General features: G+C 41.2%; 17 protein-coding genes, 2 tRNA genes, 4 rRNA genes and 2 riboswitches. Of the genes, 20 read left to right on the forward strand and 3 right to left on the reverse strand.

Going from position 1 to position 24,048, the window contains the following annotated elements:
* Positions 1–7 precede the first annotated feature (7 nt).
* The 7 genes from rrf (Q5794_RS01260) (at position 8) to tsaD (ending at position 3,166) form a co-directional block, all read left to right on the forward strand.
* Positions 8–123 (forward strand): 5S ribosomal RNA (gene rrf, locus Q5794_RS01260).
* A 24-nt stretch (positions 124–147) separates the two neighbouring features.
* A tRNA-Met gene (locus Q5794_RS01265) sits at positions 148–224 on the forward strand.
* Positions 225–228: 4 nt separating this feature from the next.
* Positions 229–304 (forward strand) — tRNA-Asp (locus Q5794_RS01270).
* 220 nt (positions 305–524) lie between these two features.
* Entirely contained in the window at positions 525–995 is a 471-nt protein-coding gene (gene tsaE / locus Q5794_RS01275) for a tRNA (adenosine(37)-N6)-threonylcarbamoyltransferase complex ATPase subunit type 1 TsaE (RefSeq protein WP_192998729.1), read from the forward strand.
* Positions 992–1,690 carry a tRNA (adenosine(37)-N6)-threonylcarbamoyltransferase complex dimerization subunit type 1 TsaB gene (tsaB, locus tag Q5794_RS01280; RefSeq protein ID WP_214989178.1) on the forward strand — a complete coding sequence of 233 codons (699 nt, stop codon included), beginning with the start codon at positions 992–994 and terminating at the stop codon, positions 1,688–1,690. The genes tsaE and tsaB overlap by 4 nt, the downstream gene beginning before the upstream one ends.
* Before the next feature lie 13 nt (positions 1,691–1,703).
* A complete protein-coding gene (gene rimI, locus Q5794_RS01285; RefSeq protein ID WP_013055018.1) occupies positions 1,704–2,153 on the forward strand; it encodes a ribosomal protein S18-alanine N-acetyltransferase in 450 nt (149 codons plus the stop codon).
* Positions 2,150–3,166, forward strand: a complete 1,017-nt coding sequence (gene tsaD, locus Q5794_RS01290) for a tRNA (adenosine(37)-N6)-threonylcarbamoyltransferase complex transferase subunit TsaD (protein ID WP_374988596.1) — start codon at positions 2,150–2,152, stop codon at positions 3,164–3,166. The genes rimI and tsaD overlap by 4 nt, the downstream gene beginning before the upstream one ends.
* A gap of 254 nt (positions 3,167–3,420) precedes the next feature.
* Here the strand turns inward: tsaD and Q5794_RS01295 are convergent, their stop codons facing one another.
* The gene (locus Q5794_RS01295; protein ID WP_374988597.1) at positions 3,421–5,355 is read right to left on the reverse strand and encodes an ABC-F family ATP-binding cassette domain-containing protein; all 1,935 of its coding nucleotides are present in this window, start codon (positions 5,353–5,355) and stop codon (positions 3,421–3,423) included.
* Positions 5,356–5,813: 458 nt separating this feature from the next.
* Between Q5794_RS01295 and Q5794_RS01300 the strand changes: the two genes are divergently transcribed.
* The 3 genes from Q5794_RS01300 to tatC are packed head-to-tail and all read left to right on the forward strand — an operon-like array spanning position 5,814 to position 7,462.
* A complete protein-coding gene (locus Q5794_RS01300) occupies positions 5,814–6,452 on the forward strand; it encodes a redox-sensing transcriptional repressor Rex (protein WP_013055021.1) in 639 nt (212 codons plus the stop codon).
* A 53-nt stretch (positions 6,453–6,505) separates the two neighbouring features.
* Positions 6,506–6,691 (forward strand): twin-arginine translocase TatA/TatE family subunit, encoded by a 186-nt coding sequence (gene tatA, locus Q5794_RS01305; protein WP_013055022.1) that lies wholly within the window; start codon positions 6,506–6,508, stop codon positions 6,689–6,691.
* A 15-nt stretch (positions 6,692–6,706) separates the two neighbouring features.
* The gene (gene tatC, locus Q5794_RS01310) at positions 6,707–7,462 is read left to right on the forward strand and encodes a twin-arginine translocase subunit TatC (protein WP_214989181.1); all 756 of its coding nucleotides are present in this window, start codon (positions 6,707–6,709) and stop codon (positions 7,460–7,462) included.
* Positions 7,463–7,487: 25 nt separating this feature from the next.
* On the opposite strand, the gene Q5794_RS01315 is transcribed toward tatC, so the two are convergent.
* A complete protein-coding gene (locus tag Q5794_RS01315) occupies positions 7,488–7,715 on the reverse strand; it encodes a YdiK family protein (RefSeq protein WP_013055024.1) in 228 nt (75 codons plus the stop codon).
* Positions 7,712–8,440 (reverse strand): CPBP family intramembrane glutamic endopeptidase, encoded by a 729-nt coding sequence (locus Q5794_RS01320; RefSeq protein ID WP_214989182.1) that lies wholly within the window; start codon positions 8,438–8,440, stop codon positions 7,712–7,714. The genes Q5794_RS01315 and Q5794_RS01320 overlap by 4 nt, the downstream gene beginning before the upstream one ends.
* A gap of 299 nt (positions 8,441–8,739) precedes the next feature.
* On the opposite strand from Q5794_RS01320, the gene groES reads away from it, so the two are divergent.
* The 10 genes from groES to rrf (Q5794_RS01370) all read left to right on the forward strand — a co-directional run bounded on the left by groES (position 8,740) and on the right by rrf (Q5794_RS01370) (position 23,938).
* The gene (groES, locus tag Q5794_RS01325; RefSeq protein ID WP_214989183.1) at positions 8,740–9,024 is read left to right on the forward strand and encodes a co-chaperone GroES; all 285 of its coding nucleotides are present in this window, start codon (positions 8,740–8,742) and stop codon (positions 9,022–9,024) included.
* 67 nt (positions 9,025–9,091) lie between these two features.
* Complete coding sequence (gene groL, locus Q5794_RS01330) at positions 9,092–10,723, forward strand: chaperonin GroEL (protein WP_013055027.1); 1,632 nt, start codon at positions 9,092–9,094, stop codon at positions 10,721–10,723.
* Between the two features lie 158 nt (positions 10,724–10,881).
* Positions 10,882–11,832, forward strand: a complete 951-nt coding sequence (locus Q5794_RS01335) for a MoxR family ATPase (protein WP_214989184.1) — start codon at positions 10,882–10,884, stop codon at positions 11,830–11,832.
* Between the two features lie 11 nt (positions 11,833–11,843).
* On the forward strand, positions 11,844–13,034 hold the full coding sequence (locus tag Q5794_RS01340) for a DUF58 domain-containing protein (RefSeq protein WP_214989185.1): 1,191 nt from the start codon (positions 11,844–11,846) through the stop codon (positions 13,032–13,034).
* Positions 13,031–15,223 carry a DUF3488 and DUF4129 domain-containing transglutaminase family protein gene (locus tag Q5794_RS01345; protein ID WP_374988598.1) on the forward strand — a complete coding sequence of 731 codons (2,193 nt, stop codon included), beginning with the start codon at positions 13,031–13,033 and terminating at the stop codon, positions 15,221–15,223. Before Q5794_RS01340 ends, Q5794_RS01345 begins: the two co-directional genes overlap by 4 nt.
* 39 nt (positions 15,224–15,262) lie before the next feature.
* Positions 15,263–15,364: riboswitch (purine riboswitch) on the forward strand.
* Between the two features lie 123 nt (positions 15,365–15,487).
* Positions 15,488–17,017, forward strand: a complete 1,530-nt coding sequence (gene guaA, locus Q5794_RS01350) for a glutamine-hydrolyzing GMP synthase (RefSeq protein WP_028410369.1) — start codon at positions 15,488–15,490, stop codon at positions 17,015–17,017.
* A gap of 97 nt (positions 17,018–17,114) precedes the next feature.
* Positions 17,115–17,216, forward strand: a riboswitch (purine riboswitch).
* Between the two features lie 135 nt (positions 17,217–17,351).
* Positions 17,352–18,677 (forward strand): NCS2 family permease, encoded by a 1,326-nt coding sequence (locus Q5794_RS01355; protein ID WP_192998719.1) that lies wholly within the window; start codon positions 17,352–17,354, stop codon positions 18,675–18,677.
* Positions 18,678–19,046: 369 nt separating this feature from the next.
* Positions 19,047–20,598: ribosomal RNA gene (locus Q5794_RS01360) — 16S ribosomal RNA — on the forward strand.
* A 225-nt stretch (positions 20,599–20,823) separates the two neighbouring features.
* A 23S ribosomal RNA gene (locus tag Q5794_RS01365) occupies positions 20,824–23,759 on the forward strand.
* Between the two features lie 63 nt (positions 23,760–23,822).
* Positions 23,823–23,938: ribosomal RNA gene (gene rrf / locus Q5794_RS01370) — 5S ribosomal RNA — on the forward strand.
* Together the 16S, 23S and 5S rRNA genes form the textbook arrangement of a ribosomal RNA operon.
* The last annotated feature ends 110 nt before the right edge of the window (positions 23,939–24,048 follow it).

Here is a 24,048-nt window from a genome sequence, read left to right on the forward strand (position 1 = left end):
ATAAATGTCTAGTGATAATGGCAAAGAGGTCACACCCGTTCCCATACCGAACACGGAAGTTAAGCTCTTTAGCGCCGATGGTAGTTGGGACTTTGTCCCTGTGAGAGTAGGACATCGCTAGGCATTTTTATTTTGCTTTTTTATCATCGCGGGGTGGAGCAGTTCGGTAGCTCGTCGGGCTCATAACCCGAAGGTCGCAGGTTCAAATCCTGTCCCCGCAACCAACATGGTCCCGTGGTGTAGCGGTTAACATGCCTGCCTGTCACGCAGGAGATCGCGGGTTCGATTCCCGTCGGGACCGCCATGTTTTAGAAACGAAACAATGTGTTTCGTCTTTTTTATTGTTTGAACCATTTTTATATAAAACTTTACCGTCCTTAGGAGCAATCCTAAGGAATTTTTTATATACAAAGAAATTTCTTTATAGAATGGCGATGTTAAAGATTGTTGGATTTCTTACTGGATATGTATAGTCCACAACGTTTACAATATATATATACAGATTGAAATGAGGTTCTGAATGAATGACAGAGATTAACGAATTTACGTTTATGTCTACGTCTCCTGATGAAACTAATCAGCTGGCTGCTCGTCTAGCAACTTTATTAGAAGTTGGTGACGTGCTGCTGCTTGAAGGCGATTTGGGGGCTGGAAAGACAACATTCACAAAAAGTTTAGCTAAAGGATTAGGAATTGAACGCAATGTGAATAGCCCGACATTTACTATCATTAAAGAATACAAAAGCGGTCGCCTTCCTCTTTATCATATGGATGTGTACCGTCTAGGGGATGAATTTGAAGACCTAGGGTTCGATGAGTATTTTGAAGGAGATGGCGTGACGGTCGTGGAGTGGGCTCATCTGATTGAAGAGCAGCTTCCTAATGAATATATTCAAATCAATATTTACCATGAAAACGAAACGACTCGTAAAATCCTTGTAAAAGCGATAGGGAGTCGGTACGTTGAAATATGTAAGGAGCTTTTTAAAAGATGAAAATGTTAGCCATTGATACATCCAATTTTGTCATGGGTGTTGCTGTCGTTGAAGAAAACAAAGTAATGGGAGAAATTATTACGAATCTAAAAAAGAATCACTCCGTTCGTGTGATGAACGCTGTGGAATCTTTGTTAAAAGATTGTGATATTGCGCCAAGCGAGCTAGACCGCATTGTAGTGGCGCACGGTCCTGGGTCTTATACAGGTGTACGCATTGGCGTTACCATTGCCAAGACACTTGCTTGGACTTTAAATATTCCTTTAATAGGTGTATCTAGCCTTGAGGCACTAGCAGCAAACGGTCGCTATTTTGATGGATATATTGCTCCGTTATTTGATGCACGCCGCCAACAGCTTTATACAGGACTATATGAATGGAATAACGAACGAGGTCTTCTAGAAGTTGAAAGTGATCGACTTGTTATTAATAAGGACTGGGCGGAACATTTAAAGTCATACAACAAATCTATTTTATTCATAGGCAATGATCTTCCCATGCATGAAGAGGCGTTAAAAGAAGTGTTGGGTGAACAAGCTGTATTTGCCCATGTTCAGCAGTTTAATCCAAGACCAAGTGAATTGTCTTTTTTAGGAATGCAGAAAGAGCCGCAGTCTGTGCATACTTTTGTTCCGAACTACATTCGTTTAGCTGAAGCCGAAGCCAACTGGCTTGCTTCACAGCAAAAAGAATAAAAGAAGGTATAACATGAAACTAACAATTAAGTTTCGTTTAATGGAAGTTAAAGATATTGATCAAGTAGTGAAAATCGAAGAGAAGTCTTTTACGACACCTTGGAGTTCAGAAGCGTTTCAAAATGAGTTAACCAATAATCAATTTTCAACTTACATTGTGATGGAGGAAGGAGAAAATATTATTGGGTATTGCGGAACGTGGATTGTTATTGACGAAGCACATGTAACCAACATTGCGCTATTGCCAGACTACCGAGGCAAGGGACTCGGTGAATTGCTGCTGCGCAACGTGATGGACGTTCTTCGAAAACTAGGTGCTACGTCAATGACATTAGAAGTTAGGGTATCTAATCATATTGCACAATCATTGTATCAAAAGCTAGGTTTTAAACCTGGAGGTATTCGTAAGAATTATTATTCTGATAACAATGAGGATGCATTAGTTATGTGGGTGAATTTATGAGTGAAAATCAATTAATTTTAGCATTAGAAACAAGCTGTGATGAGACAGCAGCAGCCGTGATTCGAAACGGTCATGAAATTGTAGCCAATGTGGTGGCATCACAAATAGAAAGCCATAAACGATTTGGCGGTGTCGTACCGGAGATTGCATCTCGCCATCATGTGGAACAAATTACGTTAGTAGTGGAAGAAACTTTAAATCAAGCGAACTTGACGTTTGCAGATATTGATGCAATAGCTGTAACGGAAGGACCTGGGCTTGTGGGAGCACTTCTTATTGGCGTAAATGCAGCCAAAGCGCTAGCATTTGCACATCAAAAGCCATTAATTGGTGTTCATCATATTGCAGGACATATTTATGCAAATCAGTTAATCAAAAAATTAGAATTCCCGCTTTTATCGCTAGTTGTATCTGGAGGGCATACGGAGCTTGTATACATGGAAAGTCACGGTCAGTTTAAAGTGATTGGTGAAACGAGAGATGATGCAGCAGGAGAAGCCTATGATAAAGTAGCCCGCACGTTAAACCTTCCATATCCAGGCGGACCTCATATTGACCGCCTTGCACATGAAGGAGAGCCATTAATTGATTTGCCGCGTGCTTGGCTAGAAGAAGGATCCTATGATTTTAGTTTCAGTGGATTAAAATCAGCAGTTATTAACACTGTCCACAACGCGAAGCAAAAAGGTGAAGAAATTCTTCCACAAACGCTTGCTGCTAGCTTTCAAGCGAGTGTTATTGATGTGTTAGTAACTAAAACCGTTAAAGCTGCAAAGGAATATAACGTTAAGCAAGTTTTATTAGCAGGAGGAGTTGCTGCTAATAAAGGGCTTAGAGCAGCGCTAGAAGACGCATTTGCACCATTATCAAACATTGAACTTATTATCCCGCCGCTATCTCTATGCACGGATAATGCCGCAATGATTGGAGCAGCAGCAAGTGTACGATTTGCTCAAGGAAAACGCTCAGATATGTCATTAAACGCAAACCCCGGTTTAGACTTGGAAGAGTAAGAGACGAATGAGATTTAGTTCTCATTCGTCTTTTTTGTGGATAAAAATAATTTATCAACAATATTCAATAAATTTAGAATTAACTGTGGATAATTATGTGGAAAAGTCCGTGTACTCAGTACACGGACCTGTTATCAACAAGTTTTAATTATGAAAATCAGACAGATATCCACTATTTATTCACAGAGTGGATAAAGCTTGTCCTAAAGCGCACGAACAAGTAAATAGGGCGAATAAATACGAAAAAATATAAGCTATTCTTCTAGAAGCAGCTGTAATTCTTCCCACTCTTCCATTAATGTGGATAACTGTGAAGAAATTTTTTCATTTTCACCGTTTAATCTTGATACTTCTTCATGGTTTTGATAAATTTCAGGGTCACAAAGAAGTTCTTCATTCTCCGCTTGTGCGGCTTCTAATTTGTTTACTTCAGTTTCAATTTCTTCAATTCGGCGCGTTCGCTGCCTCATCAATTTCTTTTGTTCTTTATCTTGTTTATAGGACTGTTTATCTACTTTTACCGTACGTTCTTCGTTTGCTTTTATATTTTCTAATTCTTTGATTTCCTCTATTTCTGCTTTCTTTTCTACATAATAGTCATAATCTCCAAGAAATTCTTCTACCCCTTCAGGAGATAGCTCTGCTATTTTGTTTGCAATACGATTAATAAAATAACGGTCATGTGAAACAAATAATAGAGTCCCTGGGTAATCAATTAACGCATTCTCGAGTACTTGTTTGCTATCTAAATCAAGATGGTTAGTAGGTTCATCCAAAATTAAGAAATTAGCTTTTTGAAGCATAAGCTTCGCAAGAGCCAAACGTGCTTTTTCACCACCGCTAAGCGTCGAAACGATTTTCAGTACATCATCACCTGAAAACAGAAAATTTCCAAGCGCTGTACGAATTTCTTTTTCAGGTTTGGATGGGTATTCATCCCAAAGCTCATTTAAAACGGCTTTATTAGACGTTAAATTGGCTTGCTCTTGGTCGTAATAACCAACCATTACGTTTGAGCCAAAGGAAATGATTCCAGTCTTGAAGCTTAGTTTATCCACAATACCTTTTAATAAAGTAGATTTCCCAACTCCATTAGGGCCAACCAACGCAAGGCTTTCCCCTTTTTTAATCCGAAGGTTTGCCTGCTGAACGATATATTTGTGTTCATCATATCCGATAGACACGTTTTCAAGATTTAAGACTTCATTTCCGCTTTGACGCTCAATTTCAAACGAAAAACTAGCTGATTTTTCGCCTTCGTTAGGTCGATTTATTAACTCCATTCGATCGAGCTGTTTACGTCTGCTTTGCGCACGTTTTGTAGTCGATGCGCGGGCGATGTTTCGCTGAATAAAATCATTCAGTTTTGCAACTTCATCTTGCTGCTTTTCGTACTGACGCAACTCTTTTTCATATCGCTCTGCTTTTTGTACAAGGTATTTAGAGTAGTTGCCCGTGTACTTCACCGTTGTTTTTTGTGTGACTTCATACACTTGATTTACGACTTTATCAAGGAAGTAACGATCGTGTGAAACAATTAAAATAGCTCCTTCATACCCTTGCAGAAACTGTTCCAGCCATGCTAAAGTTTCAATATCTAAGTGGTTGGTAGGCTCATCGAGAATAAGCAAGTCTGGCTTTGTTAAAAGCAGTTTTGCAAGAGCCAAGCGCGTTTTTTGTCCACCGCTCAAGGAGGAAATAGGGGTGCTATAGTCAAAGTTTGAAAAACGGAAACCGTGAAGAATAGACCGTGTATCCGCTTCATATTGATAGCCGCCTAAATCTTTGAACGTTACTTGAAGCTGATCGTACTCTTTGGTTAGTTTTTCGTATTGAACTGAATCATTAAAAATGTCTGGATCGCCCATCTTCGTTTCAAGCGTACGTAATTCTTTTTCCATCTTCTTTAACGGAGCAAAGACCGTCATCATTTCTTCCCATATGGAGAGTGTTGACTCAAGAACTGTATCTTGTCCCATATAATCAATGGAAACACCTTTAGGTTTAATAATTTCTCCGCTGTCATAAGAAAGCTGCTCAGCAATAATTTTTAATAAAGTTGATTTACCAGCACCGTTTCGTCCCACTAGGGCAATGCGGTCTTTTGATTGTACTTCTAACTTTATATTCGATAAAATGGGTTCTGCCCCATAGTATTTTGTAATACCGTTCAATTGTAGAATAATCATTTTTTCACCTCTAGTAGTATATCCATAGTGTATTTTAACATATTTTCAACTACAAGTTCTTCCTACAAGCGTTTGTAATTTGTAGAGGGACAAGGACAAATGATGAAGCGAATGTTTTGATTCATGAAATAAAATGATTTTACCTACACATTTTATACAGGATACTATGTTAAAATAAGAGATAAGTGCATCTCTGAACTTATATATGATGGATGTAGAAAATCCGTCATGACTAACAAACGGATCCTTTGAAGGGCTAATTGCTTCGTTCTAGCTACCGACTTTAAGTAGTGCTGGATAGACAAAAGCCGTCGGGGTGTGAAGCGGAGTATATATAAAACAAGAGAAAAGAGAGAGAATTGGAAGCGCTACCTCAAAGCGGTTAATGCTTTATGAAAGGTAATGCAATATGACTTGAAAATGTTAGTAATGACATACATGAACTGAGGGGGTACAACGTGAACACTGAACAATTAAAAATACCACAAGCAACGGCTAAACGATTGCCGCTTTATTATCGTTTTTTAAAAAACTTGCATGCTTCTGGTAAACAGCGTGTTTCGTCAGCAGAGTTAAGTGAGGCAGTGAAAGTTGATTCTGCTACTATTCGTCGGGACTTTTCTTACTTTGGAGCATTAGGGAAAAAGGGATACGGCTACAATGTGAATTATTTACTTACATTTTTCCGTAAAACGTTAGACCAAGATGAAGTAACGAAAGTAGCACTGATTGGCGTAGGGAATCTGGGAACGGCCTTTTTAAATTATAATTTTATTAAAAATAATAACACCAAAATTGAGTGCGCTTTTGATGTGATAGAAGATAAAGTCGGTACAAAAGTAGGTGACGTGCCGGTTTATCACCTTGACCAATTGGAAGATTATATGAGTGATGATATCTCAGTGGCGATTTTAACCGTTCCTGCCACTGTTGCTCAGCAAATTACCGATCGTTTAGTGAATTGCGGAATTAAAGGGATTCTAAACTTCACTCCTGCACGCTTAAACGTACCGGATGAGATTCGACTGCATCATATTGATCTGGCTGTAGAATTACAGTCGCTTGTCTATTTTTTGAAAAATTATCCTGTTGAATAAGGTGGACTGTGTTACGATTTCCTTAAGTCTAAATTAATAAGGAGAGTGGGAATATGGGGATTGGAGCAGGCAGTTGGATTATTATTGCGATTGTAGCACTGCTTATTTTTGGACCGAAACGGTTACCGGAGCTAGGAAGGTCAGTCGGGCAAACGCTTAGGGAGTTTAAGCATGCCGCTAGCGGTGCATCAGAAGATCGTGAAAAAGATAAACAGCGTCAAGTAGATGACAAAGAGTAAAAGGGTGATCATAGTATGACCGAACAAGAAATGTCAATATATGATCATATAGGAGAGCTGCGAAAGCGCATTTTAATTGTTTTATTTTTCTTTGTCATTGCCACAATTGGCGGCTTTTTTATAGCGGATAAGGTTATTGTCTATTTACAGCATGCTGATGAGGCAAAAAATTTAACGATGAATGCATTTAGGCTAACAGATTCAGTTAAGATTTATATGCAGTTTGCTGTTATTATCGGCTGTGTACTTGCAGCTCCTGTTGCACTGTATCAACTTTGGGCATTTATTAGTCCTGGTTTATATGAAAAAGAGCGTAAGGTAACGCTTGGATATATTCCTGTTTCCATTTTTCTCTTTATCGGCGGTGTCTCTTTTTCTTATTTTGTGTTGTTTCCATTTGTCGTCGATTTTATGACGCGCGTTTCTGATGAGCTGAATGTAAACCAAGTGATTGGTATTAATGAATACTTTTCTTTTTTAATGCAGCTCACACTGCCTTTTGGCCTGTTGTTTCAGCTTCCTGTCGTCGTCATGTTTTTGACGCGATTAGGAATTATAACGCCTATGTTTTTATCTCAAATTCGAAAATATGCCTATTTCGTACTGCTAGTTATTGCCGCACTTATTACACCACCGGAATTGCTCTCGCACATGATGGTGACAGTGCCGCTCTTAATTTTGTATGAAATCAGCATCATTATTTCCCGCATTTCGTATCGCAAAGTGTTAAAGGCAAGGGCAGAGCAAGAAAGAGAAGATGTTAGTATGTAAAAAAACCACTGAAACAGTGGTTTTTTTATTTAGATGAATCATCTTGATTTTTATATTGCTGCTGCAACTTTTTAATTTTATAGTGCAAGATAAAGATGCGAACCGCAAATCTGAAATCGAATGCGGCTACGAGTGCAAATAAGATCGTAGGGAAGTTCCACACGGTTTCCTGAGCATTTTGAATAGCCAGGTAGGTAAATAAAATCCCCATAATAATATAAATAAACCCTCGTGTTAAAGGGATATTCTTCATAAAAACATGCCTCCAAAAATAAACTGCATTTGTTCTGCTTGCTTTTGCATTTCTATAATTTTATCTGCAAAAATAGTTTGAGATAAAATAACGATTGTATTCATCAACACGTGTGCAATAATGGGTACAATAATTAGTTTTGTTCTTGCATAAAGGAATGCAAATACAAATCCCATGGCTGTATACACGAGCAAATGTTTAAAATCCCAGTGTACGGCAGCGAAAATAAGGGAACTAATAAATGCAGAGATAAAGAAATTGTATCGTTTGTGAAGAGAGCCGAAAATAATCTTTCGAAAAATAATCTCTTCTAGAATTGGTCCAATAACAGACGTAACGACAATGAGGAACGGCGTTGCTTTAACAAGATTAACAATATTTTGTGTGTTTTCAGATACTTGGGTAATGCCAAGAGCGTGCTCAATCATACCTGCTACAGCTTGACCAGCCATAGCCAGGAACACCCCAAGGACTGACCAGACAACAGTTACCGTTGTTCCCGCATGTTCTATACGCATGGACATGTCACGGCGCAGCAGCAGTAAGACAATAAGTAAGCCAAGGATAAAGCTAATGATGGTCCAATAAGTCAAAAGCATGACATTCGCTGTTCGAACTGGATAGTGATCAAACATTCCCGTTAATTTTAACAGCGGTATACCAACAACTCCTGAAAACTGCATAAGGATGTAGGTGAGGATAACATACCAATAACGTTTTTCCAATCTTCTATACTCCTTTAAAAGGTTTTTATGTATATATGTCGAAGAAGTACTGTAAAGTTAGTAATTTCTTCTTGCTCGTATTGTAACATACATATTATTGAACAGAGAAAAGAATGCTTTATTTCTCAAAATCGTCGAAATCTAAGACTATTATATGTAGTTGTCATAAATTTTAAATTTTTTTTGTTTAATACTTGCAAAAAAAACCCACTTTGTTTTAATATAATAATTGTGTTAGCACTCGTTGATGTTGAGTGCTAATAAAAATGCAAACATATTATTTGAGGAGGTTGTTTCACTTGTTAAAGCCATTAGGTGATCGCGTAGTGATTGAACTTGTAAAATCTGAGGAAAAAACAGCAAGCGGTATCGTGTTACCGGACAGTGCAAAAGAAAAGCCACAAGAGGGTAAAATTGTTGCTGTTGGTACAGGCCGAGTATTAGAAAGCGGTGAGCGTGTAGCTTTAGAAGTAGCTGCGAGCGATCGTATCATCTTCTCAAAATATGCGGGTACTGAAGTGAAATACGAAGGTACTGAATACTTAATTTTACGCGAAAGCGATATTTTAGCTGTAATCGGCTAATTTTAACCACAAACTTATCATACGTAAAAAATAGATTATTAAGAACATCTTGAGGAGGTCAAAGAACATGGCAAAAGACATTAAATTTAGCGAAGAAGCACGTCGCGCAATGCTACGTGGTGTAGATACATTGGCAAATGCTGTAAAAGTAACGCTTGGACCAAAAGGTCGTAACGTTGTATTAGAAAAGAAATTCGGTTCACCGCTTATTACAAATGACGGTGTAACAATTGCAAAAGAAATCGAATTAGAAGACGCATTTGAAAATATGGGTGCTAAATTAGTAGCCGAAGTTGCTAGCAAAACAAACGACGTTGCTGGTGACGGTACAACTACTGCAACAGTTTTAGCGCAAGCAATGATCAGAGAAGGTCTTAAAAACGTAACGGCTGGTGCTAACCCAATGGGTATCCGTAAAGGTATGGAAAAAGCAGTAGCTGTAGCGGTTGAAGAACTAAAAGCAATCTCTAAGCCAATTCAAGGTAAAGATTCAATTGCTCAAGTAGCGGCTATCTCAGCAGCTGACGAAGAAGTAGGTCAATTAATTGCTGAAGCAATGGAGCGCGTTGGTAACGACGGCGTTATCACACTTGAAGAATCAAAAGGTTTCACAACTGAATTAGAAGTGGTAGAAGGTATGCAGTTTGACCGTGGATATGCATCTCCTTACATGGTAACTGATTCAGATAAAATGGAAGCTGTATTAGATGATCCATACATCTTAATCACAGACAAAAAAATCGGTAACATTCAAGAAATCTTACCGGTATTAGAGCAAGTTGTTCAACAAGGCAAGCCTCTATTAATCATCGCTGAAGACGTAGAAGGCGAAGCTTTAGCAACATTAGTTGTGAACAAACTTCGTGGTACATTTACAGCTGTAGCTGTTAAAGCTCCTGGTTTTGGTGATCGTCGTAAAGCAATGCTACAAGACGTTGCAATCCTAACAGGCGGAGAAGTAATCACTGAAGAGCTTGGTCTTGACTTAAAAACAGCGAGCATCGATCAATTAGGTCGCGCTTCTAAAATTGTTGTAACAAAAGAAAATACAACAGTTGTAAACGGTGCAGGAAACGCAGAAGATATCCTAGCACGCGTAAACCAAATCAAAGCTCAGCTTGAAGAAACAACTTCAGAGTTTGACCGTGAAAAATTACAAGAGCGCTTAGCAAAACTTGCTGGCGGCGTAGCTGTAATTAAAGTTGGTGCGGCAACTGAAACTGAGTTAAAAGAACGTAAATTACGTATTGAAGATGCATTAAACTCTACGCGTGCTGCGGTTGAAGAAGGTATCGTAGCTGGTGGTGGTACTGCATTAGTAAATATCTATAATAAAGTAGCAAGCATCGAAGCTGACGGTGACACTGCTACAGGTATCAACATCGTATTACGTGCGATTGAAGAGCCTGTACGTCAAATTGCTCACAACGCTGGTTTAGAAGGATCAGTAATCGTTGAGCGTCTAAAAGGCGAAGCAGTTGGAACTGGATTTAACGCTGCAACTGGCGAGTGGGTAAATATGCTAGACACTGGTATCGTTGACCCAACAAAAGTAACGCGTTCAGCTCTTCAAAATGCTTCTTCTGTAGCGGCTATGTTCTTAACAACTGAAGCAGTTGTTGCTGACAAGCCAGAAGAAAACGCAGCTCCTGCAATGCCTGACATGGGCGGCATGGGTGGAATGGGCGGCATGATGTAATCACTGCCCTACCTAAAAAAGCGACCAAGTAATCACTTGGTCGCTTTTTTGCGTGCGTTAATATTTTCAGATTTTTTTAAAATTTGTTAAGATAGTACTATGTTTATTGGAAAACTTATTAAACTCAAGGTTTAACTGAGTTTTAAGGGGGAGCTTTATTGATTCAGCTGGATCATATTAATAGTAAATTAAACCAAGTATTAGAAAACATTGATCAAATTGTGATTGGAAAACGTCAGGTATCTACGTTGAGTTTGGTTGCTTTGCTTGCAGAGGGGCATATTTTACTTGAAGATGTGCCGGGTGTAGGGAAAACGATGCTCGTGAAGGCACTGGCCAAATCAATTGATGCAGAATTTAAACGAATTCAATTCACGCCTGATTTGCTGCCATCCGACGTAACAGGTGTTTCTATTTACAGTCCAAAAGACATGGAATTTCATTTTCGTCCAGGTCCTATTATGAGCCACATTGTACTCGCTGATGAGATTAACAGGACTTCTCCTAAAACACAATCGGCGCTTTTAGAAGCAATGGCTGAGCATCATGTAACAACCGATGGTATCACCCGGGAAATTCCAGCGCCTTTTTTTGTGATGGCTACTCAAAATCCTGTTGATTTTGAGGGGACCTATCATTTGCCGGAAGCGCAGCTGGATCGTTTTTTATTCAAATTAAGCATGGGGTATCCTACGCAAGAAGAGGAGCTTCAAATTTTAAATGGCGTATCCACCCAGATCAATCTTGAAGATGTCAAACCCGTCATGAGCATTCCAGAATTAGTACAGGCTCAAAAAGCTGTAAGCAGTATTTATGTAGATAATGCGATCAAGCACTATATCATTGAAATCATTCGCAAAACGCGCTCTCATCCACATGTTTCGTTAGGTATCAGTCCTCGTGGAACGGTTTCATTTATGAAGGCCATTCAAGCATATGCTTTAGTGAAGGGAAGAGATTACTGTCTTCCTGATGATGTTCAAGAGCTTGCTTCGTATGTGTGTGCACATCGATTAACGCTAAGACCTGATACCCAGTACAGCGGCTTAACAGCGAGTGATGTGATGAAGCAAATTATGGCTGATACGAAAGTACCTGTTAAAAGGTAAGAGGGTACTTTATGAAACAGTATATAAAAGTGATATGGAATAAATGTAGAGACTGGTTCGTTTTATTTTGCATCTTTGCTGCTACGTTTTCTTACGCCATGTTTCAAGGGGGCTTTGTCAGCTGGTTTTTATTTTATAGCTTCTTACCTTTTGGGTTATATGCGGTAGTCGTTTTGCTTTATCCGTTAAAGAAGTGGAATGTTACTCGTGATGTGAAGCTACAGCCTCGATTCGCTGGAGATCATCTTTCGTATGACATTCACATTACACGCTCCTCGGCTTTTCCTGTTTATATGGCAGCAGTGAAAGAGGAGAATAACCTTTTAGATCAAGAAGAAAGAACAATTTATCCGCTTTTTCAACGAAACGCCGTTATTCCGTATGAAAGATCGTTTGTAGAAAGAGGAGAATATGAATTTTTTACGATTTCGATTGAAATGAGTGATTTATTAGGAATTGTAAAAAAGAAGGCATATTATCCGCTGCAGCAGCGGTTTATCGTGTATCCTCAGATTCATAAGATAGATATCCCGTTTCTTTTAGCGGGAATAGAAGAAGGAAAAAATGAAGTTTCGACGGGGAATCAATCTACTACGTTAGTGACAGGCATTAGAGAATATCAGCCGGGTGACCGATTAGGGTCTATTGATTGGAAGGCGACGGCTCGTAAAGCTACGTTAATTTCTAAAGAGTTCGGTCATTATCATGAACGGAGTATGATTATCATTGCAGATGTTATAAGCTCTCTATACTTTGAAGAACGAATGAGCTTTCTGGCATCCATGCTCATTCATGAAGAAACCAAGCGTAAAAAAGTCGATTTTCTTTTAGCTGGAGATGCACTTTTTTCACAAAAAACCTTTGAACAAAGTGAGACTGATAACCTGTTGTATCACTTAGCGCGTGCAAAGCCTGTTAACAACCGAGCATTCGAAACAGAATTTAAGAGTATTGCCATTCAAAAGCAGCATTCTTTTATGGTCATTGTCAGTCAAGTTACAGGAACTCTCATTGGGCAGGTTCAATCTAAGCTGAGTCTGCATGCTAAGGCATCAATAATTGTCGTTAAAGATGAAGGAGCAGGGCTTAGTGACGAAGAGACGGTTATTGTAAATGGAATACAATCTTCTGCTTTAACGATTGAAGTCGTTAATATTCTTCTTCCTCTACCATTTAAAGGAAGTGAGGGCGGAAATAAGTGAATAAATCAGCTTTGTATGTAAAAAACATCTTATTGTACGCGGGAGCATTCTTTTTATTAGTGGAATGGCTTCTTCCTTTAAATGAAGTGACGGATACCAATCAAATTCAGTACTTTATCTTGTTTGTTGCTTACTGTTTTTTGTGTTTAACGTTTCGCTTGCCGTTTATCGTGATGATGTTAGGGAGTATATTGTTTATTTTGTTTTCGCTTCACAATCTCTATTTCCAAGGAGCCTTCTTTTCTTCAGACTGGCTTCCGAGACTTTTGGAGATTCTTCAGTCAGACGCACAAAGTATCATGGAGTGGAATATAGCGAATTTATCGTTTGAAATGAGGAGCACTTTATTTTTTGTACTGCTTTGGATTATGGCTTATTTAATTCGATATTGGATCTTTTATCAAAAAAGAATTTTCTTCTTTTTCTTCTTAACCATTTTGTATATTACCGTGTTGGATACCTTTTCTACTTACGATGCGGGAGCTGCTATTATTCGCGTGACGATTATCGGATTTTTATTAGTAGCCATGCTTCGCATAAATCCTGAACGTATAAAAGCTGCGAGCACTGAGCGTTTAGAAAATAGAAAACGATCGTTTCTTTTTCTGGGGAGCTTTTTAGCTATCGTCATTGTGCTGGCTTATCTCGCTCCTAAACCAGGGCCGCAGTGGCCAGATCCCGTACCTTTTATCACAGCGCATACAACAAATCAAGGACAGGGAGAATCTGCAAGCGGTCAACGAATTGGCTATGATATGGACGATTCTAAATTGGGAGGATCGTTTGTCAATGATGATACGGTTGTGTTTACAGCCAAAGTAGAGGATGAGCACTATTGGCGTATTGAAACGAAGGATGTTTATACAGGTAAGGGGTGGGAGCTGTCTAAAGAGGAAGAAAAAGTGCCCTTTAAAGGAAATGAAAACTTACTCCCTCAATATGACTCAAGTGTAGCAGGACAAGTAAGAAAAGCAGAAGTTACCTATTCGCAGCCTTCTGTACATCTTATGCATGTTCCTCAACTGCTGTCGCTAACCTTAAAAAATGGCATTCAAACCTATATTACACCGACAAATGAAAAATTATATCCTTATCAAAATGACAAGCTTGTTACTGTTCAATCGTATGAGTTGACGTGTAAATATCCTGTATTTGATATTGGACTTCTTCAGCAAGCAGAGGAAAAAAAGGCAGAGAGTCTAGAGAATAATAACGAATTTATAGCAAGGTATACACAACTTCCTGCTAACTTGCCGAAACGAGTAAAGGATTTAGCTCGTGAGGTAACAAAAAATAAGAACAATCGTTATGAAAAAGCGAAAGCCGTTGAAGAATACTTCCGATCAAATCCATATGTATATGATACTGAAAATGTTCCAATTCCTCCGAAAAATAAAGATTATGTGGATCAATTTTTATTTGATACAAAAAGAGGGTACTGTGATAACTTCTCTACCTCTATGGTCGTGCTGCTTCGTTCATTAGATATTCCTGCTCGGTGGGTAAAGGGCTATACAGAAGGTGATGCCACCGTCATTTCAGGAAGTAGTAAGTGGACAACCTATGAAATCACACAAAATAATGCTCATTCTTGGGTCGAAGTCTATTTTCCAGGAGGGGGTTGGGTACCTTTTGAACCAACAAAAAGTTTTTCTAATCCTTATGATTTTGTAGATAGCCAACCTAACAACTCTAGTGAAAATATTCAAAGGGAAGAAGAGAAACAAGAAATGCAAGTGAAGGAGCAGCCTAAGAAAAGAGAGCTTCCGGCACAAGAAGAAAGAGCGAAAGAAAAAACAGCTTCTCTTCAAAACGTTAAGTTGTCTATGAAGTGGAAAGTGCTTTTCTACGGACTGATTGTAGTTATGTTAATAGTAATATATCTCAATCGATTTAAATGGTTTTTACCTTTTTATATCTCTTTTTATAAAAAGAAAGAGAGAGTGGAAACCTTTGAATCAGCGTATGCTTTTTTACTTAAAAGACTCGCTGCAAATGGACTAAAGCGGCAAGAAAGTCAAACGCTGCGCGACTTTGCAGGAGAAGTAGACGAAAAATTAAATACGGTAAATATGCTAAAATTAACGGAAAAATATGAGCGGGTTTTGTATCGAAATGCAGATTCCATAAAAGAATGGAAAGAGTCGATTGAATTGTGGGAAAATTTAATCAAAAAAACGAGTTCTTGACCATTGTTTCGCGGATTGATAGAATATTCTCGAACTTACTATAAATGTTTCGTATACCTTCATATATCCTCGATAATATGGTTCGAGAGTCTCTACCGGGTCACCTTAAACGATCTGACTATGAAGGCAGAACAGTCTATTTGACGATAAACGTCGTGCTCAACTAGACTTCTGCCTTTGTTTTTTTAGGGAGAAGTCTAGTTTTTTTTATATTTTAGGGCATAATAACAAGTGATTATTTACACATTCGGAGAGGTGAACAAGATGGAAGGCATGATTGTTGTATTAGATTTTGGTAGTCAATATAACCAACTGATTACGCGTCGCATTCGCGAGTTCGGAGTATATAGTGAATTGCATCCGCACACAATTACAGCAGAAGAGATTAAAGCATTAAATCCAAAGGGAATTATTTTCTCTGGAGGCCCAAACAGTGTGTACGGTGAAAACGCATTTCACTGCGATGAAAACATTTTTGAATTAGGTATTCCTGTTTTAGGTATTTGTTATGGAATGCAATTAATGACTCATCATTTTGGCGGGAAGGTAGAAGGTGCTAGCCATCGTGAATATGGTAAAGCAGCGATTAACGTACAAAACGATTCATTAATGTACCATGAGTTGCCAAAAGAACAAGTTGTTTGGATGAGTCACGGTGATTTAGTTGTAGAAACACCAGCTGGTTTTGAAGTGGACGCAACTAGCCCATCTTGTCCAATTGCCGCAATGAGTAACAAAGAAAAGAATATGTACGGCGTGCAGTTCCATCCAGAAGTTCGCCATTCAGTGCACGGTAACCATATCTTAAAGAACTTCGTGTTTGAAGTATGTCATGCTGAAGCAAACTGGTCAATCGAGAACTTCATTGAAGTTGAAATGGATAAAATCCGTGAAACAGTTGGAGATAGAAAAGTACTTTGCGCACTTAGCGGCGGAGTAGACTCTTCAGTCGTAGCTGTATTAATTCACAAAGCAATTGGTGATCAGTTAACATGTATGTTCGTAGATCACGGTTTATTACGTAAAGGTGAAGCGGAAAGCGTAATGGAAACATTTAGCGAAGGCTTTAATATGAACGTAATTAAAATCGATGCAAAAGATCGCTTCTTAGAAAAATTAAACGGCGTATCAGATCCTGAACAAAAGCGTAAAATCATCGGTAATGAATTTATTTATGTATTCGATGACGAAGCTGCTAAATTAAAAGGGTTTGATTTCCTAGCTCAAGGTACGCTATACACAGATATTATCGAGAGTGGGACAGCTACAGCTCAAACGATCAAATCTCACCACAACGTAGGTGGATTACCGGAAGATATGCAGTTTAAACTAATCGAACCGTTAAACACGCTATTCAAAGATGAAGTACGTGCATTAGGTTCTGAATTAGGTATTCCTGATAACATCGTTTGGCGTCAACCTTTCCCAGGACCAGGTCTAGGTATTCGTGTACTTGGTGCAATTACGGAAGAGAAGTTAGAAATTGTACGTGAGTCGGATGCTATTTTACGTGAAGAGATTGCAAAAGCTGACTTAGAGCGCGATATCTGGCAATACTTTACGGTTCTTCCTGACATCCGCAGTGTAGGTGTAATGGGAGATGCTCGTACGTATGATTACACAATCGGTATTCGTGCTGTTACATCGATTGATGGTATGACTTCTGACTGGGCGCGTATTCCTTGGGATGTGCTTGAAGTTATCTCCACGCGCATTGTAAACGAAGTTAAGCATATTAACCGCGTAGTGTATGATATTACAAGTAAGCCACCTGCAACAATTGAATGGGAATAACATGTAAGAAAACCGAACAAACGAACATTCTTTTATAAGAATGTTCGTTTTTTGTTGACTTTTTTAAAAAGTTAATGGTAGGATAGTAACATAAAACAGCGAGATATAGCTTTAATGTCGTATAATCTTGGGAATAAGGCCCAAAAGTTTCTACCGAGCTACCGTAAATGGCTTGACTACGAGAAAGTAATACATGTATGTATAAAAATCTTTTGTTTTTTTTTGCTCATACATTTCTCTTTTAGTCGATTTTATGCCTTTACGCGCCATAGTGTAGAGGCATTTTTTATGGCTTGCCTAAGTGCATGCGGCTTCTATAAAGGGAGGAAAAAACGTGAAGAAGTATTTTCGTTTTGAAGAGCTGGGTACTAGCTACCGAAAAGAGTTTATAGCTGGACTTACAACTTTTCTATCTATGGCTTACATTTTATTTGTTAATCCATCCGTGCTATCACTAAGTGATATAAAAGATTTACCTGATAGTATGAGAATGGACCAAGGTGCTGTGTTTACAGCGACTGCTTTGGCGGCAGCTGTGGGATCGATTGTTATGGGAGTGCTTGGTAGATATCCAATTTCATTAGCTCCAGGTATGGGATTAAACGCATTTTTCGCCTATACAGTTGTTCTGACAATGGGAATTCCCTGGCAGACGGCTTTAACGGGTGTTATGATATCAGGTGTTATTTTTATTCTTTTAACATTAACAAGCCTGCGAGAAAAAATTATTAATTCAATTCCTATTGAATTAAAAATGGCTGTTGGAGCAGGTATTGGTTTATTTATTAGTTTTATTGGTATGAAAGGCGCCGGAATCATTGTCAAAGATGATGCCACATTTGTTGGACTTGGTGATTTAACGAACCCAACAACGTTACTAGCGGTTTTTGGAATTGTCATTACTATTGTATTAATGGTGCTTCGAGTAAATGCAGCTGTATTTATCGGTATGATTGTAACGGCTGTAGCGGGTATGGCTTTTGGTTTAATTGATACACCTAAAGCAGTTGTTTCATCAGTTCCTAGTCTTGACCCGACGTTTGGCGCAGCTTTTCAAAATATCGGGGATATCTTTACTGTAAAGATGCTAGTCGTCATTTTAACGTTCTTATTCGTTGACTTCTTCGATACAGCAGGCACGATGGTTGCTGTAGCAAGTCAAGCTGGGCTTATGAAAGATAATAAGCTTCCGCGAGCGGGCAGAGCTTTATTGGCGGATTCTAGTGCGATCGTAGTTGGTGCCGTTCTTGGTACATCGTCAACAACAGCTTATGTAGAGTCTACGGCTGGAGTAGCAGCTGGGGGACGCTCAGGATTTACTGCAGTCGTAACGGCAGCGTTCTTCTTAGTTGCACTGTTCTTTTCTCCATTATTAGCGGTCGTAACACCAGCTGTTACTGCGCCAGCCTTAATTACGGTAGGAGCTCTGATGGTGTCAAATTTAGGAGAAATTAATTGGAAAGAGTTCGAAGTAGCAGTTCCTGCATTCTTCACGGTAATTATGATGCCATTAACATACAGTATTGCAACAGGTATTGCGGTTGGCTTTATCTTTTATCCTATTACAATGTTATGCAGCAAGCGTGGAAAAGAAGTTCATCCAATTATGTATGCTCTCTGTATCATCTTCATACTCTATTTTGCGTTCTTAGCAGAATAGTTTTAAAAAAAGGCTCAGTTTAATGACTGGGCTTTTTTTTATGGTAAGATAAGAAAACTGCATAGCGGCTAGATTGCTATTGTAATAGAGAGTATTCAATCATTTTACTGAAGGTTTACTTCATTAACTTTTTTATTTATAAAGTTTTTTAGAAAAACGATTGACTCTATATATTATATATGGTAAATTATTAAATGTCGCTGATGAACAGCGCAGTTGAGAGAAACATCTTAAAAAAGATGTTGCCATCAAAAAGATAGAATGTTATACTAATAAAGTTGCTCCAGAGCAACGGTTGAACTTTGAAAACTGAACAAAGCGACAAACGTCAACGTTAATTTTATTTTTAAATTGAGCAAGTCAAACATTTCTTCGGAGAGTTTGATCCTGGCTCAGGATGAACGCTGGCGGCGTGCCTAATACATGCAAGTCGAGCGAACTGATTAGAAGCTTGCTTCTATGACGTTAGCGGCGGACGGGTGAGTAACACGTGGGCAACCTGCCTGTAAGACTGGGATAACTTCGGGAAACCGAAGCTAATACCGGATAGGATCTTCTCCTTCATGGGAGGTGATTGAAAGATGGTTTCGGCTATCACTTACAGATGGGCCCGCGGTGCATTAGCTAGTTGGTGAGGTAACGGCTCACCAAGGCAACGATGCATAGCCGACCTGAGAGGGTGATCGGCCACACTGGGACTGAGACACGGCCCAGACTCCTACGGGAGGCAGCAGTAGGGAATCTTCCGCAATGGACGAAAGTCTGACGGAGCAACGCCGCGTGAGTGATGAAGGCTTTCGGGTCGTAAAACTCTGTTGTTAGGGAAGAACAAGTACGAGAGTAACTGCTCGTACCTTGACGGTACCTAACCAGAAAGCCACGGCTAACTACGTGCCAGCAGCCGCGGTAATACGTAGGTGGCAAGCGTTATCCGGAATTATTGGGCGTAAAGCGCGCGCAGGCGGTTTCTTAAGTCTGATGTGAAAGCCCACGGCTCAACCGTGGAGGGTCATTGGAAACTGGGGAACTTGAGTGCAGAAGAGAAAAGCGGAATTCCACGTGTAGCGGTGAAATGCGTAGAGATGTGGAGGAACACCAGTGGCGAAGGCGGCTTTTTGGTCTGTAACTGACGCTGAGGCGCGAAAGCGTGGGGAGCAAACAGGATTAGATACCCTGGTAGTCCACGCCGTAAACGATGAGTGCTAAGTGTTAGAGGGTTTCCGCCCTTTAGTGCTGCAGCTAACGCATTAAGCACTCCGCCTGGGGAGTACGGTCGCAAGACTGAAACTCAAAGGAATTGACGGGGGCCCGCACAAGCGGTGGAGCATGTGGTTTAATTCGAAGCAACGCGAAGAACCTTACCAGGTCTTGACATCCTCTGACAACTCTAGAGATAGAGCGTTCCCCTTCGGGGGACAGAGTGACAGGTGGTGCATGGTTGTCGTCAGCTCGTGTCGTGAGATGTTGGGTTAAGTCCCGCAACGAGCGCAACCCTTGATCTTAGTTGCCAGCATTAAGTTGGGCACTCTAAGGTGACTGCCGGTGACAAACCGGAGGAAGGTGGGGATGACGTCAAATCATCATGCCCCTTATGACCTGGGCTACACACGTGCTACAATGGATGGTACAAAGGGCTGCAAGACCGCGAGGTCAAGCCAATCCCATAAAACCATTCTCAGTTCGGATTGTAGGCTGCAACTCGCCTACATGAAGCTGGAATCGCTAGTAATCGCGGATCAGCATGCCGCGGTGAATACGTTCCCGGGCCTTGTACACACCGCCCGTCACACCACGAGAGTTTGTAACACCCGAAGTCGGTGGAGTAACCGTAAGGAGCTAGCCGCCTAAGGTGGGACAGATGATTGGGGTGAAGTCGTAACAAGGTAGCCGTATCGGAAGGTGCGGCTGGATCACCTCCTTTCTAAGGATTTTTACATGACGTACGTTTTGACACTTTGTTCAGTTTTGAGAGTTCAATCTCTCAATTATAGAAAGCACACTACTTTCTTCTTATTAGATAAGAAGAATTTTGGTTGCGATTGTTCTTTGAAAACTAGATAACAGTAATTGCTGAGGAAAAGTGAAACTTTTCTTTAATCAAACCAATAAATAACACAACATTATGTTGTACCATTTATTCGCTAATGGTTAAGTTAGAAAGGGCGCACGGTGAATGCCTTGGCACTAGGAGCCGATGAAGGACGGGACTAACACCGATATGCTTCGGGGAGCTGTAAGTGAGCTTTGATCCGGAGATTTCCGAATGGGGAAACCCACTGTTCGTAATGGAGCAGTATCTTTATCTGAATACATAGGATATTGAAGGCAGACCCGGGGAACTGAAACATCTAAGTACCCGGAGGAAGAGAAAGCAAATGCGATTTCCTGAGTAGCGGCGAGCGAAACGGAATTAGCCCAAACCAAGAGGCTTGCCTCTTGGGGTTGTAGGACACTCTATACGGAGTTACAAAGGAACGAAGTAAATGAAGCGACCTGGAAAGGTCCGTCGAAGAAGGTAACAACCCTGTAGTTGAAACTTCGTTCCCTCTTGAGTGGATCCTGAGTACGGCGGAACACGTGAAATTCCGTCGGAAGCTGGGAGGACCATCTCCCAAGGCTAAATACTACCTAGTGACCGATAGTGAACCAGTACCGTGAGGGAAAGGTGAAAAGCACCCCGGAAGGGGAGTGAAAGAGATCCTGAAACCGTGTGCCTACAAGTAGTCAGAGCCCGTTAACGGGTGATGGCGTGCCTTTTGTAGAATGAACCGGCGAGTTACGATCCCATGCAAGGTTAAGCTGATAAGGCGGAGCCGTAGCGAAAGCGAGTCTGAATAGGGCGTTTAGTATGTGGTTGTAGACCCGAAACCAGGTGATCTACCCATGTCCAGGGTGAAGTTCAGGTAACACTGAATGGAGGCCCGAACCCACGCACGTTGAAAAGTGCGGGGATGAGGTGTGGGTAGCGGAGAAATTCCAATCGAACCTGGAGATAGCTGGTTCTCTCCGAAATAGCTTTAGGGCTAGCCTCATGTTGTAAGAGTCTTGGAGGTAGAGCACTGATTGGACTAGGGGCCCCCAACGGGTTACCGAATTCAGTCAAACTCCGAATGCCAAAGACTTATCCATGGGAGTCAGACTGCGAGTGATAAGATCCGTAGTCAAAAGGGAAACAGCCCAGACCACCAGCTAAGGTCCCCAAGTATACGTTAAGTGGAAAAGGATGTGGAGTTGCTTAGACAACCAGGATGTTGGCTTAGAAGCAGCCACCATTTAAAGAGTGCGTAATAGCTCACTGGTCGAGTGACTCTGCGCCGAAAATGTACCGGGGCTAAACGTATCACCGAAGCTGTGGATTGACATCTTAGATGTCAGTGGTAGGAGAGCGTTCTAAGTGCAGCGAAGTCAGACCGTAAGGACTGGTGGAGCGCTTAGAAGTGAGAATGCCGGTATGAGTAGCGAAAGACAAGTGAGAATCTTGTCCACCGAATGCCTAAGGTTTCCTGAGGAAGGCTCGTCCGCTCAGGGTTAGTCGGGACCTAAGCCGAGGCTGAAAAGCGTAGGCGATGGCCAACAGGTTGATATTCCTGTACCACCTCCCCGCCGTTTGAGTAATGGGGGGACGCAGTAGGATAGGGTAAGCGCGCTGCTGGATATGCGCGTTCAAGCAGTTAGGCTGATGAGTAGGCAAATCCGCTCATCATAAAGGCTGAGCTGTGATGACGAGGGAATTATAGTACCGAAGTTCCTGATTCCACACTGCCAAGAAAAGCCTCTAGCGAGGCGGGAGGTGCCCGTACCGCAAACCGACACAGGTAGGCGAGGAGAGAATCCTAAGGTGATCGAGAGAACTCTCGTTAAGGAACTCGGCAAAATGACCCCGTAACTTCGGGAGAAGGGGTGCTCTGGTAGGGTGTATAGCCCGAGAGAGCCGCAGTGAATAGGCCCAGGCGACTGTTTAGCAAAAACACAGGTCTCTGCGAAGCCGCAAGGCGAAGTATAGGGGCTGACGCCTGCCCGGTGCTGGAAGGTTAAGAGGAGGGGTTATCCTTTGGGAGAAGCTCTGAATCGAAGCCCCAGTAAACGGCGGCCGTAACTATAACGGTCCTAAGGTAGCGAAATTCCTTGTCGGGTAAGTTCCGACCCGCACGAAAGGCGTAACGATCTGGGCACTGTCTCAACGAGAGACTCGGTGAAATTATAGTACCTGTGAAGATGCAGGTTACCCGCGACAGGACGGAAAGACCCCGTGGAGCTTTACTGTAGCCTGATATTGAATTTTGGTACAGCTTGTACAGGATAGGTAGGAGCCTGAGAAGCCGGAGCGCTAGCTTCGGTGGAGGCGTCGGTGGGATACTACCCTGGCTGTATTGAAATTCTAACCCGCGGCCCTGATCGGGCCGGGAGACAGTGTCAGGTGGGCAGTTTGACTGGGGCGGTCGCCTCCTAAAATGTAACGGAGGCGCCCAAAGGTTCCCTCAGAATGGTTGGAAATCATTCGTAGAGTGTAAAGGCACAAGGGAGCTTGACTGCGAGACCTACAAGTCGAGCAGGGACGAAAGTCGGGCTTAGTGATCCGGTGGTTCCGCATGGAAGGGCCATCGCTCAACGGATAAAAGCTACCCCGGGGATAACAGGCTTATCTCCCCCAAGAGTCCACATCGACGGGGAGGTTTGGCACCTCGATGTCGGCTCATCGCATCCTGGGGCTGTAGTCGGTCCCAAGGGTTGGGCTGTTCGCCCATTAAAGCGGTACGCGAGCTGGGTTCAGAACGTCGTGAGACAGTTCGGTCCCTATCCGTCGTGGGCGTAGGAAATTTGAGAGGAGCTGTCCTTAGTACGAGAGGACCGGGATGGACACACCGCTGGTGTACCAGTTGTCTTGCCAAAGGCATCGCTGGGTAGCTATGTGTGGACGGGATAAGTGCTGAAAGCATCTAAGCATGAAGCCCCCCTCAAGATGAGATTTCCCATAGCGCAAGCTAGTAAGATCCCTGAAAGATGATCAGGTTGATAGGTCAGAGGTGGAAGCGTGGCGACATGTGTAGCTGACTGATACTAATCGATCGAGGACTTAACCAAACTTTTAAAAGCGTAAGCTTTACTCAGCAGACTGTTACCTAGTTTTGAGAGAACAATCTCTTGTCTGGTGGCGATAGCGAAGAGGTCACACCCGTTCCCATACCGAACACGGAAGTTAAGCTCTTTAGCGCCAATGGTAGTTGGGACTTTGTCCCTGTGAGAGTAGGACGTTGCCAGGCTGGAAAAGATTTCTTTTCTTTTAAAAAAGTTGTTGACATTACGTTAATAACTTGATAAGATAGTAAAGTCGCTTAAGAGCGGCGGTTGAACTTTGAAAACTGAACAAAGC

Origin of the sequence: Priestia megaterium (genome assembly GCF_041941685.1) — a bacterium.
GTDB classification, from domain to species: domain Bacteria; phylum Bacillota; class Bacilli; order Bacillales; family Bacillaceae_H; genus Priestia; species Priestia megaterium_C.

Excerpts from the sequence above, each read along its gene's own strand:
- tsaE (WP_192998729.1), top strand. The coding sequence starts at position 525 with ATGACAGAGATTAACGAATTTACGTTTATGTCTACGTCTCCTGATGAA.
- tsaB (WP_214989178.1), top strand. The coding sequence starts at position 992 with ATGAAAATGTTAGCCATTGATACATCCAATTTTGTCATGGGTGTTGCT.
- rimI (WP_013055018.1), top strand. The coding sequence starts at position 1,704 with ATGAAACTAACAATTAAGTTTCGTTTAATGGAAGTTAAAGATATTGAT.
- tsaD (WP_374988596.1), top strand. The coding sequence starts at position 2,150 with ATGAGTGAAAATCAATTAATTTTAGCATTAGAAACAAGCTGTGATGAG.
- Q5794_RS01295 (WP_374988597.1), bottom strand. The coding sequence starts at position 5,355 with ATGATTATTCTACAATTGAACGGTATTACAAAATACTATGGGGCAGAA.
- tatA (WP_013055022.1), top strand. The coding sequence starts at position 6,506 with ATGGGGATTGGAGCAGGCAGTTGGATTATTATTGCGATTGTAGCACTG.
- tatC (WP_214989181.1), top strand. The coding sequence starts at position 6,707 with ATGACCGAACAAGAAATGTCAATATATGATCATATAGGAGAGCTGCGA.
- Q5794_RS01315 (WP_013055024.1), bottom strand. The coding sequence starts at position 7,715 with ATGAAGAATATCCCTTTAACACGAGGGTTTATTTATATTATTATGGGG.
- groL (WP_013055027.1), top strand. The coding sequence starts at position 9,092 with ATGGCAAAAGACATTAAATTTAGCGAAGAAGCACGTCGCGCAATGCTA.
- Q5794_RS01340 (WP_214989185.1), top strand. The coding sequence starts at position 11,844 with ATGAAACAGTATATAAAAGTGATATGGAATAAATGTAGAGACTGGTTC.
- guaA (WP_028410369.1), top strand. The coding sequence starts at position 15,488 with ATGGAAGGCATGATTGTTGTATTAGATTTTGGTAGTCAATATAACCAA.